This is a genomic window from Rossellomorea aquimaris, assembly GCF_003315075.1.
In the GTDB taxonomy this organism is placed as follows: domain Bacteria; phylum Bacillota; class Bacilli; order Bacillales; family Bacillaceae_B; genus Rossellomorea; species Rossellomorea aquimaris_C.
The window spans coordinates 63,707-77,534 of the sequence record NZ_QNRJ01000009.1 but is presented as its reverse complement, the minus strand read 5'-3'; the positions used below and the strand labels follow the sequence as shown (position 1 = coordinate 77,534).

General features: G+C 43.0%; 10 protein-coding genes, 1 pseudogene and 2 riboswitches. Of the genes and pseudogenes, 9 read left to right on the top strand and 2 right to left on the bottom strand.

Annotation, left to right across the window (positions count from 1 at the left end):
* Positions 1 to 22 precede the first annotated feature (22 nt).
* Both DET59_RS13070 and DET59_RS13065 read left to right on the top strand, forming a co-directional pair.
* Positions 23 to 907: an ABC transporter permease subunit gene (locus DET59_RS13070; protein ID WP_113970096.1), complete on the top strand. Its 885-nt coding sequence runs from the start codon at positions 23 to 25 to the stop codon at positions 905 to 907.
* Positions 900 to 1,904 (top strand): hypothetical protein, encoded by a 1,005-nt coding sequence (locus DET59_RS13065; RefSeq protein WP_113970095.1) that lies wholly within the window; start codon positions 900 to 902, stop codon positions 1,902 to 1,904. The genes DET59_RS13070 and DET59_RS13065 overlap by 8 nt, the downstream gene beginning before the upstream one ends.
* Before the next feature lie 32 nt (positions 1,905 to 1,936).
* Here DET59_RS13065 and DET59_RS13060 read toward each other — a convergent pair whose 3' ends face one another.
* Positions 1,937 to 2,410 (bottom strand): acyl-CoA thioesterase, encoded by a 474-nt coding sequence (locus tag DET59_RS13060; protein ID WP_113970094.1) that lies wholly within the window; start codon positions 2,408 to 2,410, stop codon positions 1,937 to 1,939.
* A gap of 149 nt (positions 2,411 to 2,559) precedes the next feature.
* Positions 2,560 to 2,751, bottom strand: a riboswitch (cobalamin riboswitch).
* A gap of 203 nt (positions 2,752 to 2,954) precedes the next feature.
* On the opposite strand from DET59_RS13060, the gene DET59_RS13055 reads away from it, so the two are divergent.
* Complete coding sequence (locus tag DET59_RS13055) at positions 2,955 to 4,454, top strand: flotillin family protein (RefSeq protein WP_113970093.1); 1,500 nt, start codon at positions 2,955 to 2,957, stop codon at positions 4,452 to 4,454.
* Between the two features lie 314 nt (positions 4,455 to 4,768).
* Here DET59_RS13055 and ade read toward each other — a convergent pair whose 3' ends face one another.
* Complete coding sequence (gene ade / locus DET59_RS13050; protein WP_113970092.1) at positions 4,769 to 6,514, bottom strand: adenine deaminase; 1,746 nt, start codon at positions 6,512 to 6,514, stop codon at positions 4,769 to 4,771.
* Positions 6,515 to 6,590: 76 nt separating this feature from the next.
* A riboswitch (purine riboswitch) is annotated at positions 6,591 to 6,692 on the bottom strand.
* A 228-nt stretch (positions 6,693 to 6,920) separates the two neighbouring features.
* On the opposite strand from ade, the gene DET59_RS13045 reads away from it, so the two are divergent.
* The 6 genes and pseudogenes from DET59_RS13045 (at position 6,921) to DET59_RS13020 (ending at position 13,792) form a co-directional block, all read left to right on the top strand.
* Positions 6,921 to 7,712: a DUF4397 domain-containing protein gene (locus DET59_RS13045; protein ID WP_113970091.1), complete on the top strand. Its 792-nt coding sequence runs from the start codon at positions 6,921 to 6,923 to the stop codon at positions 7,710 to 7,712.
* Entirely contained in the window at positions 7,712 to 8,323 is a 612-nt protein-coding gene (locus DET59_RS13040; RefSeq protein ID WP_113970090.1) for a class F sortase, read from the top strand. Before DET59_RS13045 ends, DET59_RS13040 begins: the two co-directional genes overlap by 1 nt.
* Before the next feature lie 121 nt (positions 8,324 to 8,444).
* Complete coding sequence (locus DET59_RS13035; protein WP_113970089.1) at positions 8,445 to 9,833, top strand: bifunctional metallophosphatase/5'-nucleotidase; 1,389 nt, start codon at positions 8,445 to 8,447, stop codon at positions 9,831 to 9,833.
* Positions 9,834 to 9,990: 157 nt separating this feature from the next.
* Positions 9,991 to 11,088: a threonine aldolase family protein gene (locus DET59_RS13030; RefSeq protein WP_113970088.1), complete on the top strand. Its 1,098-nt coding sequence runs from the start codon at positions 9,991 to 9,993 to the stop codon at positions 11,086 to 11,088.
* 334 nt (positions 11,089 to 11,422) lie between these two features.
* Complete coding sequence (locus DET59_RS13025; protein ID WP_113970087.1) at positions 11,423 to 12,820, top strand: FAD-binding oxidoreductase; 1,398 nt, start codon at positions 11,423 to 11,425, stop codon at positions 12,818 to 12,820.
* Positions 12,817 to 13,792, top strand: a pseudogene (locus DET59_RS13020) (bile acid:sodium symporter family protein). Before DET59_RS13025 ends, DET59_RS13020 begins: the two are co-directional and overlap by 4 nt.
* Positions 13,793 to 13,828: the final 36 nt, after the last annotated feature.

The following is a 13,828-nucleotide window of genomic DNA, read 5'->3' as shown; positions in this document are numbered from 1 at the left end:
GGAAATATTATGGAGGGATTGTATGAAAAGGGTGATTGAAACTCCCTTTCATTTTGTCATTGTGGTGCTAGGGCTGTACTTGCTTAGTGGAATAGGCTCACTTTTGGCTTATGATACTGAACTTGTGATTAATGTGGCTGCCTATGTTCAACGATTGCAACAGACTTTAACCGAAATCATGAATCCTTCTTCCATTTATATTTATTGGGGAGAGGGAGATAAGCAATATCCCATTACCGAGGTTTTCTCAAATACCTACTTCTATTCCTTCATCATTTTATTCAGTTCCTTTTTTGTGGCGATTTGCCTGGCTGTTTTGTTTAGCTATATTCTCATGTTGCTGCCACGAAAGGCGTATCGTTTCTCTGAGAGAATAGTAGATGTGCTGGATGCTTTACCAGATGTATTCATCGTGGTATTATTTCAACTTTTTATCATTTGGCTATTTAAACAAACCAATATTCTAGTATTTGATATTTACGCTTTAGGTGAAGAGAGAATTTACTTTTTACCAATACTATGTTTATCGGTCCTGCCCATCGTCTTCCTGCTTAAACAATTCCTATTTCAGTTAAAAGAGGAAGAGAGTAAGCCATATGTAGAGTTTTCATATTCCAAAGGGTTCAGGAAGTCCTATACGGTTTGGCATCATTTGTTTCGTAATGTGTGGGTTCATTTCTTCTTCCACCTGAAACCGATCTTTCTGTTGATGCTCTCGAATCTATTAATCATTGAATTACTTTTTAACATCAATGGGTTCATGCAAACGTTATTGCGTACGGCAACCGGTTCTCCTGCCGCGTTCTTTTTAGGGATGCTCCTCATATTTGTGCCGTTCTTTATCGTATTTAGCACAGGTTCCATGATTCTATCAAAGTGGTTAAGAGGAGGGGAGCAGGATGTCTAGTTGGATGGTGAAACGATTGGCACTTCCGATATTTATCATTACGGGGTTCATTGTGGCAAGCTTTCTTGTCCCGATCATTAACCCTGATTATGATGAGGTTGTCAATTATTTATCGGATGACAGTGGAAGAGTAATTGCAGCCCCGCCATTTACACCAGGTGAAATGCCTCCTTTGGGAAGTGATAAGCTGGGACGGAACTTTTTCCTGCTGTTGTTAGTGGGGGCGAAATATACGATTTTTGCCGCTATCGCCATTGCCCTTTTGCGAATGGTGTCAGGTTTCTTCTTTGCCGTAATGTATACATTCCTACCAGCATTATTAGGGAGGATCATGAAGGGGATGGGGGAGTCTTTTCAGTATATTCCTCTTGTTATCATCGTTTTCGCGTTGTTGATTCCTTTGGAAGGTGCCTTTCAATCAGGTGTACTCCCTTCCAATCGATACTTTCTCATTCAAATGATTGCCATCGCCCTGGTGACCATTCCTTCACTTGGGATCTATTTAGGGGAGGAAATGAAGCTCTATATGAACAATGAATTCATCCAGGTTTCAAGGACCATGGGGGCAGGACGTTTTCATCTGTTTAAACAGCATCTTTTGCCCCAATTCAGAAGGCATTCGATTGTGTTATTTTCAGAACAAGTGTCTCAAACACTCGCCTTGCTCATTCAGCTTGGAATACTTCTCATGTGTTTGGGAGGGCTGAAGATCGCCAACTTTGGGATCATGGAGAGCATTCCGGTATACTTTTCAGAGACGAATGAATGGGCTGCGACCATCGCAATCAATATCCAGCAAATTTTTCTGAAACCAATGCTAGTGATTGTTCCATTATCTTTATTCGCTGTTCTGATTTTATGCGTGAATTCGATAAGCTCCACGTTGAGAAAAGGTCTGATTGAAGATGAAGGAATCAAGGTGAAGAAAAAAGTCGAGGAAACTAGTCAGGAAACTTCGGTCCCAGTTTCAAACGATCTTTTTACATTAAAGCAGTAAAGGAAGGGGTACGATCCCCCTTCCTTATTTCTTTACAGTATCATTGCACGATTCTTGCGATGTTCTTTTCGAAGCGGTGCGGTTTGAAAGAGCCTTGTTTCTTCTTCCGTCTTTGGAATGACCTTTGGCACAGGCTTCGGTTTTCCCTTTTCATCAACAGCGACCATTGTAAGGAATGATTCTGTCGTCAGGGTTTTGACACTCGTTACGAGATTCGTAGAGTACACCTTTACATACACTTCCATTGATGTCCTCCCTGTGGAAGTGACGTATGCCTCCAGGCTTAAAGCGTCGCCGACCGTGGCGGACGATAAGAAGTCCACCGAGTCGATCGATGCCGTGACGACGACTGAACTTGAATGTTTCATGGCGGATAGTGCCGCAATCTCATCAATATAGGACAGGACCTTCCCTCCAAATATGGTCTGCATATGATTGGTGTCAGGCGGCAATACCAATTTTGTTTGTATGGTTCTTGAACGTTCGACTGAATAAGCTTGCTCCATTTTCTCATCTCCCTGTTTGTAGTATGAAACAAAAAAGCATCTCCTTTTATTAAAGAAGATGCGGCTATTCCAGGCGACCGTTCAGAATACAGTGATTCATCTGGTGACGTCTCATTAGTGCAACACCCTCCTATCTCCCGTAGGAACTTCTGTGTTCTTCTCATTTGGCAGGTCTCCTGGCTCAGCGTCAGCGATTTCGTATTCCTTCCCATTTCAGGTTCGAAACAGTGGATCCATACGAATTCTCAGCCTTACAGTGGCGGGACCGCGTTGGACTTTCACCAACTTCCCTTTTAAGAAAATGAACTAAAGATCATCTTCACCAATGAGCAATGATTAAATTGTGAACGCTTTTATTTTATCATAACCCTTGTGAGTGAGGAGAAGGAGTTCGAGCTTTTTTTATATAAAATTAGGAGATTCACCTAAATTATTGAAACTTTTCTAACACTCTTCCGTAGATAGTATTGTAGCTAGCCATTTTATTAAATAATAAGTCAGTTGCTCGACTGATTTATAGAAAATGTTGAGAGGGGTTGTCAGAATGCTAGAATCATTAAGTATCATCGGATTTTTTATGTTCCTGATTCCTGTTCTGGTTATTGCAGCTATTGCAGGAATTGCCTATTATTTCTGGATGAGATTCCGTTATCGTACAGCGAGATCCAACCAGGCACTGATCATTACCGGACCGAAACTGGGGGATCCTGAGAAGGAAACGAATATTTTCACCGACCAGGAAGGACGTTCCATGAAAATCATCAGGGGTGGAGGGTACAGATTAAGACGTTTCCAAACTTCCACACCTGTTAATCTTACATCCTTCCAATTAAAACTATCGACACCTAGAGTGTACACAAATGGCGGAGTACCAATCGTTGCAGATGCAGTGGCGATGGTGAAGGTGGCCGATACATTAAACGGGATTGCGAACTATGCCGAGCAGTTCCTTGGTAAGGATCAAAAGGAAATTGAAGATGAAATCATCGAGGTCCTTGGAAGTAATCTTCGAGCGATTCTTTCCAAAATGACTGTTGAAGATATTAACAGTAATCGTGAAAAATTTAACGCTGACGTATCGGAAATTGCCCAGAAGCAGCTGGATCTTATGGGCTTCAAAATTACGTCACTCGGGTTAACTGACATAAGAGATGCAGATGAAGAAAATGGATACTTAAAAAATCTTGGTCGTCCACGTATCGCCGAGGTTCGCAAGCAAGCTGAAATTGCAGAAGCAAACACCGAACGTGAAACCCGTATTCACCGGGCCCAAACCGATCAGGAAGCGAAAGAGGAAGAATACAAGCGTCAAATTACCATTGCCCAATCGAAAAAAGAGAAGGACATCAAAGACGCAGCCTTCAAAGAAGAAACAGAGCGGGCAAGAGCGAAATCCGAACAGTCCTATGAGTTGGAAAAAGCCAAACTTACCAAGGAAGTGAAAGAAGAAGAGTTAACCCTTCAATTCCTTGAACGTGAACGTGCCGTGAAGCTTGAAGCAGAAGAATCAAAAGTTCGTAAAACGAAAGCCGATGCCGAATACTACGAAACCACTCGTAAAGCGGAAGCGGAAGCACGCAAGGCTGAAATTGACGGGGAAGCGAAAGCCAAGATCCGCAGGGAAGAAGGTTCTGCAGAAGCCGATGTTATCAGAGAACGAGGTAAGGCGGAAGCTGAATCCCGTAAACTGCTGGCAGAAGCAATGGAGAAACATGGCGATGTCATCATTACCGAGAAATTAATCGAAATGCTGCCGGTTTTCGCAGAGAAAATTGCCCAGCCTCTTAACAATATTGACTCTGTTAAAATCATTGATTCCGGTAATGGCCAGGGAGTTCCTTCCTTTGGGAAAAGCATCACCAGAACGATGCTTGATATGCAGGAACCGTTACGCGAAATGACAGGCATCGATGTAGGTGAATTACTGAAGTCGTATGCAAACAGAAGCCATGAAAGACCTTACCAGCCAGCAATTTCAGAATCGGCTGACAAGGAAGTTGCTGCGACGACTGAAGAAAAAGAGTTACAAGAAGAAAGTAAATAATGAGAAAAGAGATGTCTCGACAATGGAGACATCTCTTTTCTTATGTAGCCTAATCGATTCCAATAAAGGAGTGCCAGACTATCTGAACCTGGCACCCAGTTTTAGTGTTGTTTGGGGTTCAGGTGCTGAATATTATGAAAAAATCAGCAGCTGAATATAGGAAGAATTTTAACAGTTGAAAATCAACTGGGAAATTACCTGTTAAAATTCTTGGGAAATTCAACAGTCAAATATCCAAAGAAATTAAGCAGTAAAATAAACTGCAATATTTAACAGTCAAAAAAACACTGAAATTCAACAGTCAAACAAAGCCATCAACCTTCTATCCCAACCTCAATATGCCGGGAACGATTAACATCAAACAATCCTAAATCTGTCAGCTTCAACTCCGGGATCACAGGCAAAGTGAGAAAAGAGAGAGTCAGAAATGGATTAAAGTCCCCGGAGAATCCTAATTCTACAAACGCATTTTTCAACTCGTGGAGCCCTGATACCACTTCTTCAAATCCCTGATCGGACATCAACCCTGCAATCGGTAATGGAAGAGAGGCTATGACATTTCCGTCTCTCACCATCACCAGGCCGCCATTCATATCGTTAAGTGCCTCGACCGCTTGAAGGATATCACGATCATTTGTACCAGCTGTGACAATATTGTGGGAATCATGAGCGATGGTGGTAGCGATGGCTCCTTTTTTCAATCCGAATCCTTTCACGATGCCCAAGCCAATGTTTCCTGTCCTTTTATGTCTTTCAATGACAGCCATTTTAAGTTGATCCTGTTGAATAGAAGGGATAAAGCATCCATTTTCTACTTGGACCTTTTCAATCTGTTTATTGGTTCTAAGGTGGTTAGGAATGATTTCTATAATATGTGCTTCTTCTGTAACGCCCATTTCAATTTGGAGATGTTGTTCAGTGAGTTCAGGAATATGAACAGTTGAAGTCAGAGATGGTTTTGGCGCCGGTTTAACGATTGAGTCACCGACAAACTGACCATGTGCAGCTACTTGTTTCCCTTCTTTATACACCTCTGATATAGAGATGGTTTTAAGATCATCCAGTAATACGAAATCCGCATCGTATCCGGGTGCAATTGCGCCTTTAGTGTATAATCCATAACATTCAGCAGCATTCAAAGAAGCGATGCTAATCGCCAATAGAGGATCGAGTCCTTCCTGGATTGCTAAGCGAATATTGTGATCGATACTGCCTTCCTCGACTAAATCATCCAAGTGCTTATCATCTGTACAGAATAGACAGCGACGGGCATTTCTTTCGTTGACAACTCCAATAAGCGATTTCAAATCTTTAGCCACGGATCCTTCACGAATGAGAAGGTACATCCCCCGGCGTATTCGTTCCAATGCTTCAGGGACGGTGGTGCATTCATGATCGGTTCGAATACCGGCGGATTTGTAAACATTGATTGCATTTGTATCAAGCCCCGCTAAATGTCCGTCCATATGACGACTATACTCCGAGGTGACAGTGATTTTATCAACAATGGAATCACCGCCTTTTTGGAGGGAAGGGTAGTCCATGACCTCTGCCAGTCCAAGGACACGCTCATGTGTATAGAAAGGTTCCAGCTCTTTGGATGTCAGCGTTGCTCCTGCATTTTCAAATGGAGTTGCCGGCACGCAGGATGGAAGCATGGTAAACACATCTAATGGAATGTTCCCTGAATCGTCAAGCATGAATCCAATGCCTTCTTCTCCGGCTACATTCCCGATTTCATGAGGATCTGTAATAACGGTCGTGACCCCATGAGGAAGGACGACTTTTGCAAATTCGGATGGTGTGACCATGGAGGATTCAATGTGAACATGGGCATCGATAAAGGACGGGCTAATATATCTTCCCTTCGCGTCGATGACCTGGTTTCCTTCAAATTCACCAATCCCAACGAACATTCCATCCGTAACCGCGACATCTCCTTCCATGATTTCAAGGTTAAACACATCTATTATTTTCCCATTTTTTATGACCAGATCTGCAAGGTTGTCTTTATTCGCAGCTGCAATTCTTTTTTTCAGTATAGCTTTTTTTGTATCCATGAAATCCTCTCCTTATCTAAATAAAAAACCCCGGGATGCACCCAGGGTTTGACATAGAGAGAGAAGAGAAGGGACTCCTGCCCCTGCTCCCTCTCGTAGTCAAACCATTTACGGTAGTTTGGTAGAAACTTTTGGACCATATTTCCAATATTATACGAGTATGTGGATAAGATTATTTGTTGAAATGATTATTTCACATTTTATCTGCATCGTATGGAATGTGTCAATGGTAATCAGTTTTCGTGCTTTATTGAAAATAGTCTTCCCTTTTGTGAGTGAAAATGTCCTGAGAGAGTTGAATGTGCTAACAGGACAGTTTATTAATTGATATATTGTTCTATTAGTTGTACATTTTATGTACAAGTAAACCACAAAACTTGTACAAAATACAAAAGGAGTGGAAGAAATGAAAAAGATTTTCTCGATTTTGACAACTGCAATGTTAATGTTATCACTGGCTGGAGGTGCATTTGCGGCTGAGAATGATGCGATGGTGCGTATTGTCCATGCTTCTCCTGATGCTCCGGCTGTCGATGTGTATGTGGATGGAAATGCAGTGGTTGAAGGCGCAGAGTTTAAAGCAGCAACAGATTACATGAATCTTCCTGCAGGCGACCATAAAGTAGAAATTTATGCAGCAGGCACAATGGGAAGCAAAGACCCAGTCATTTCTCAAGATTTAACGGTTGAAGCAGGAATGGCTTACACCGTCGCGGCTGCTAATACAGTGGAAAACCTGGAATTAGTCGTAGCGCAGGATTCAATGGAGGTAACAGAGGGCATGACTAAGGTGCGCGTTGGACACCTTTCCCCGGATGCACCGACCGTTGATGTTGGTCTTGTAGGTGGAGATGCATTATTCAGTGGAGCTGAATTCAAAGCGATCACTGATTATCAGGAATTAGATGCTGGAACCTATGATCTGGAAATCAGAACACCAGAAGGAGATCAAGTGTTGGATCTGTCTGGAACGATGCTTGAAGAAAATACAGTATACAGCGTGTTCGCAGTCAATACAGCAGATCAATTGGAAGTACTTGTTCTGAAGGATTATACATTAATGCCTGGCAGCATGCCTGAAACAGGTATGGGTGGAGCAGCGACTGAATCGACTTCCACTCTTCCAATCGTACTTGCGTCGGCAGTATTAGGTGGAGCAGCACTACTATTTGTTACCCGCAGAAAACTGCAAAAATAATGAAACGACTTCTTTTGTCTCTTCCTTTGATGGCTCTTCTCGCGGCATGTGCTGCCGAAGAGCCTCAATCGGTTACGGAAAGTGAAGTTGGATCATCCACCATTGAACAACCTGTTCAACCCGTTATTCCTGAACCGCAAAAAGAAGAATATAGTATGACACCAGCTACTCTTTCCATACCGAAGCTTGACCTCGAAGCACCTATCAAGAAATTTGGACTCGATAAGGAAGGTAACATGGAGCTTCCGGATAACGGAAAGGATGTTGCATGGTTTGAACCGGGCTTTCAACCAGGAGAAAAAGGGAATGCCGTTCTGGCTGGACATGTAGATGATGAGAAAAAGGCTGCTGTCTTTTTTGAACTGAAGAAGCTTGAGCCTGGGGATGAGATCCATTTACAAGATGAAAATGGAGCAACCCTGACATTTGTAGTAAGGGAAAAAGTCGCTTATCAAAAAGATGATGCACCTCTAAGAACCATTTTCGGTCCCAGTGAAAAACGCATGCTTAATCTGATTACATGCACGGGTTATTTTGACCGGGAAATCGATAATTACGTCGAACGATTGGTTGTCTTTACAGAACTGGTCGAAGAGAATAAAGGAAGTTGAAGAGCTTATCTCCCATTACGTGGAAGGTAAGCTCTTTTATTCCATAAAAATCCTTTACACCATTCTGATTTCCTTTACTATTAATAGAGAGAGTTTTCTGAAAAACACTTTGGAGGTTAAGATGAAATTAAAAATTATTCATACCAATGATCTGCACAGCCATTTTGAAGCGTTCTCGAGGGCGGCATCCTTGATTAAAGCGCATAAAGACGAGAACACACTTATTCTTGATGGGGGAGACTTTGCTGATTTCAGAAGCGTGGAGCTTCAAGGAACGAGAGGAATGGCAGCTATCGAACTGTTGGAATTTGTCGGCTATGATGCGTTAACAATTGGAAACAATGAAATGTTCAATGGATTCGATACACTTGAGCATATGGCCAGCAATAGTCCCGTACCGTTTATTAGTAATAACCTTTATAGGAAAGACAAAACGATGGTCAATGGGGTAAAGCCAAGCATCATTCTGGAAAAAAACGGTTTGCGTATCCTGATTACAGGATCGTCTCCGGACTTAGGAGGTTTCAATGACGGGCTGGGTGTGCATATTACCGATTTTAAAATTGCAATCGTGGAGGAAATAGAGCGTAATCGTGGAAACTATGATGTTTGCATTCTTCTCAATCATGTAGGGACACTGGCAGATGAAGAGCTGGCGAATGAATTGGATGGAGTCGATATCATCCTGTCTGCTCATGACCACAAGCTTTATCCACAGGCAAAAGTAGTGAACGGGACCGTGATGAATAGTGCCGGTTGTTATGGGGAATACATTGGAATTGTGGAAGTGGATGTGACAAAGGATGGTGTCAAATTACTCCGGGGGGAAACGATTGCAACCGGGTCTTCTCCTATTGATCAAGAGGTAGTTGCCATTTTAAAAGAAAATAAAGAGAAGGCGATTGACGTATTAAGCAGGCCTTTATATAAACTCGACCAGTCCCTCTGGCATGATGTGATTGCGGAGAATCCAATCACGAATTTAATCGCCGACGGGCTGCAGGACATGTTGAAATGCGATCTTGGCTTGATCAATAGTGGGATAGTGAACGCCGGTGCATTTGATTTTATCAGCAATAAAAAATTGATCGAAATCTGTCCATCCCCCCTGAACCCAACGTCTTTTGACATTCAAGGAAAGCATATTCGTACGGCCATCCAGCTGTCTCTGGATGCTGGAGTTTGTTTAGCTGATGGAAGAGGTCCGGGATTCCGGGGGAAATTCGTTGGAAGGCTCCATGTTTCAGGGGCAGAGATTACCCATGATGGTAAACGGGTATCGGAAATCCTCATTGGGAATGATCCTCTCGAAGATGAGAAGTGGTATTCCGTTGCGTCCTCTGATTATTTGCAAAGAGGATCCGGCTATGAATCCCTCGCCCATAACCGGAATGAAAAATACCTGGCTGAGGAAATCCGTGATGTGATCCGGATGTACGGCGATCGGAAGGATTTTATGGAGAAAGCTTATGTGATCAGGTGGAAGGAGAGTAGTGACATCATGGTTTAGAATTCTATGCATGATGTGTCAAAGAGACAATTGGGAATTCTTTCGGAGCATTTGTTATATCATACACGATTGCCGGTCACTAGAAGAAGAGCAATATAAGAAGCGAGTAAAGAGATTCATTGAAAAAGTGATGAACTCATAAAAAGGGAGAAAATCGATGGGAGAAAAGACTTTATTTGAAGCGTATAAACAGACTGATTATCAACTTCAGGGACATGGCAAACGAAATCTGGATGTCCTTAAAGGTGCTTTAGTGGATGTAGATGGTGACGTTGAAAGCGATATTTACGGATCAGGAAAAATAATAGAAGACTTCCAAAACAAAATGGCAGCCTATCTGGGAAAAGAAAGTGCCGTTTTCTTCCCAAGTGGAACGATGGCTCAGCAGATCGCCCTTCGTATTTGGTGTGATCAAAAAGATTTGCACAGAGTGGCGTACCATCCTTTATGTCATTTAGAGATTCATGAAGAAGATGGGCTGAAGAAGTTACATGGAATTGAACCGATTCTATTAGCTGAGAAGGAGCGTGTAATTGGACTGGAAGACGTGACTGGTCTTGAAGAGGACATTGCATGCTTACTGTTAGAACTGCCCCAAAGGGAAATCGGCGGTCAACTGCCAGACTACGAGACTCTAGAAGCCATTTCTGAATATTGCCGGGATAAAGGTATCAGGATCCATTTAGACGGTGCCAGGCTTTATGAAATTCTGCCCCATTATGGGAAAACCGCGGAGGAAGTCTGTGCTCTTTTCGATAGTGTCTATCTTTCATTTTATAAGGGAATTGGTGGGATTGCAGGTGCGATCCTTGCAGGAAGTGAGGAGTTTACGAGAGAATCAATAGTATGGAAAAGACGTCATGGAGGTGATCTTATCAGCCTCTATCCATACATCCTGAGTGCAGATTACTATTTTGACCAACGAATCAACAAAATGGATCAGTATTACGAAGGAGCAAAAGAACTTGCCGGTCTTTTTAACGGCTGCCAGGGTGTATCGACCCTTCCTGAAGAGCCTGTTTCCAATATGTTTCATGTCTTCTTTCACTATCCACAGAAAGAAGTGGAAACGATTTTAATGGAAGTGTATGACGAGACAGGCATTGGTCTAACGGGGTATGTGAAAAAAGTGAGCGAAGATGAGTGTGCGTATGAAGTAAGTGTAGGGGACCAATACGAGAACGTCTCGAAACAAGAATTGAGCAAGCTATTTATGGTGTTGAATCAGAAATTGAAAAGATTGATAGAGAAATAAACCATTGAACTGTGGTACCGGATGATTCCGGTGCCACTTTTTTCTTGAGGGACGGACTTCCACCAATACAGAATCCTTGCCATTACAGCATTCTTTTCATAAATCACTATTTTGGAGGTCCGTCCCTCAGTTCACCGTGCCGCTTCTTTGGGAGGGGAGGACTTCTCATCCGTCACTTTATTCAGTATTGAATCCCGTTCCTATCACATTCTTCTAACATTAACAGAGGTCCGTCCCTCTCCGGGGAAGGAAATATCTTTTTTGCTATTGAAATATTCTGATTATTAGGTATAATTCGATACATTATACATTTTTTTAGAAGGGGAGAGGGCGTATGAGTGTGAAGAGTAGTGGTTTGTTGGATGAATTAAGTGAAATCTTAAATAGTCACCAAGTGACGGTGAATGAGACGATTTTAGAGCAGCATGGGAAGGATGAATCCTATCATAGGCCAAGCTCTCCGGATATAGTGGTTTTCCCTGAGAGTGCCGGGGAAGTGAGCGCAATTGTGAAGTTGGCAGCTGCCCATCACACACCGATTATCCCGTTTGGTCTTGGTACAAGCCTTGAAGGTCATGTGATTCCATACGATAAAGGAATCACCATTGATTTTTCCCGGATGAATAAGGTACTCGAGGTGAGGGAGAAGGATTTTCTTGTAAAGGTCCAACCTGGTGTTACACGTTCACAGTTAAATAAAGAATTGAAGAAATATGGTCTCTTTTTTTCAGTTGATCCCGGTGCTGATGCGACCCTTGGAGGCATGGCTGCCACAAACGCAAGCGGGACAACTTCTGTAAAATATGGAGTCATGCGGGATCAAGTAAGGGATTTAGAAGTGGTGCTTCCGGATGGAGAAGTGATTCACACAGGAAGCATGGCTCAGAAATCGTCGTCAGGCTATCACTTAAACAGTTTATTCGTAGGTTCAGAGGGCACGTTGGGATGTATTACGGAGCTGACTCTTCGCGTATATGGCATTCCTGAGCATATCGTGGCAGCACGTGCATCGTTCAATCAAATAAATGATGCAGTGGAAGCGGTCGTGTCCATTTTACAAGCCGGCATTCCGATTGCGAGAGTGGAGCTGGTGGATGAACCATCGATGATACAAGTGAATCGATTCAGTGAGACGGATTATAAAGAAAAACCTACTCTTTTTCTTGAGTTTCATGGTAATGAAGCAGGTCTCCAACAAGATGTAGAATTCACCAAAGAGATTGTGGCCGATCATGACTGTGAAGAGATTGTGTTTGAAGAAGACACGGCAGCTAGAAATAGATTGTGGGAAGCGAGACATAATCTTGCCTATGCTTATGTACACGGAAACCCAGGAAGGAAACTCATGGTGACAGACGTGTGCGTACCCATTTCAGAACTGTCCGGTGCCGTGCAGTATGCACGAAAAAGGCTGGAAGAATTAGAGTTGATAGGGGGGATCCTCGGACATGTCGGAGATGGGAATTATCATACATCACTCATGATTGATTTAAACGACCCTGAAGAGGTGAAGAGAGCGGAAATATATAACGAACAAATTGTGGAGTATGCCCTTGAACGAAATGGCACATGTACGGGTGAACATGGTGTAGGAGTCGGAAAGATGAAATATCAACTGCGGGAACACGGCGGTGCCCTTCAAGTAATGGAGAAAATTAAGCTGGCACTTGATCCAAATGAACTCTTTAACCCTCACAAACTAGTACATAAAAAGAAGGAGGAACAGAAATGAAACTACTCGAAACCATCAGCAATCTGGCAGGTAAATATTTCGCTATTTGGGTCATCTTCGTAGCGGCGGTAGCCTATTTTGTTCCTGCTCCATTCCTGCCATTAGGCGGCTATATAACGATACTATTAGGTGTCGTGATGTTCGGTATGGGACTTACGTTAAAGCCCGTGGACTTTCAGCTGGTTCTAAAGAAACCCTTGCCTGTCATCACTGGAGTCCTGGCGCAATTCATCATCATGCCGTTAGGTGCCCTGTTAATCGCGTACATACTGAATCTACCGAATGAATTAGCTGCTGGATTAGTATTACTGGGGTCGGTTCCCGGTGGGACATCATCCAATGTCATGGTGTATCTGGCAAAAGGAAATCTGGCACTATCCGTGGCCATGACATCACTTTCAACATTATTGGCCCCAATCGCAACTGATTTTGCTAGCATTAGCGGGCCAATGGCTTCCTGTCGATCCAATCGCCATGTTTCTTTCCATCGTTCAAGTGATCATCGTACCCATCACTCTTGGGTTAGTCATTCGAAAACTATTCCCGGGCACAGTGGAAAAGAGTCTAAATGTCATTCCGTTAATATCAGTATTGGCCATCATCATCATTGTATCGGCGGTTGTTTCAGCAAATGTTGAAAATATTGCAACCTCGGGAGTGATCATTTTCACGGCTGTGATTCTGCATAATCTATTTGGACTTGGACTGGGGTATGGAACGGGAGTCCTGATGAAATTAGATGAAAGTAAGCGGAGGGCGATTTCGATTGAAGTCGGGATGCAAAACTCTGGACTTGGAGTGGCGCTTGCCACTGCCCATTTTGGACCACTGGCTGCTTTACCGAGTGTCATCGCAGCCGTGTGGCATAATATCTCAGGCCCGATTCTTGCGACGTTCTGGAGTAAGAAACCTGTGAAGGAAGAGATAGAGGAGGAATTTGTAACAGATGCCGTTAATCCCACGGCAAGGTAATGAAAAGGAGAAAGGTACCGGAGAGTCCGGTACCTT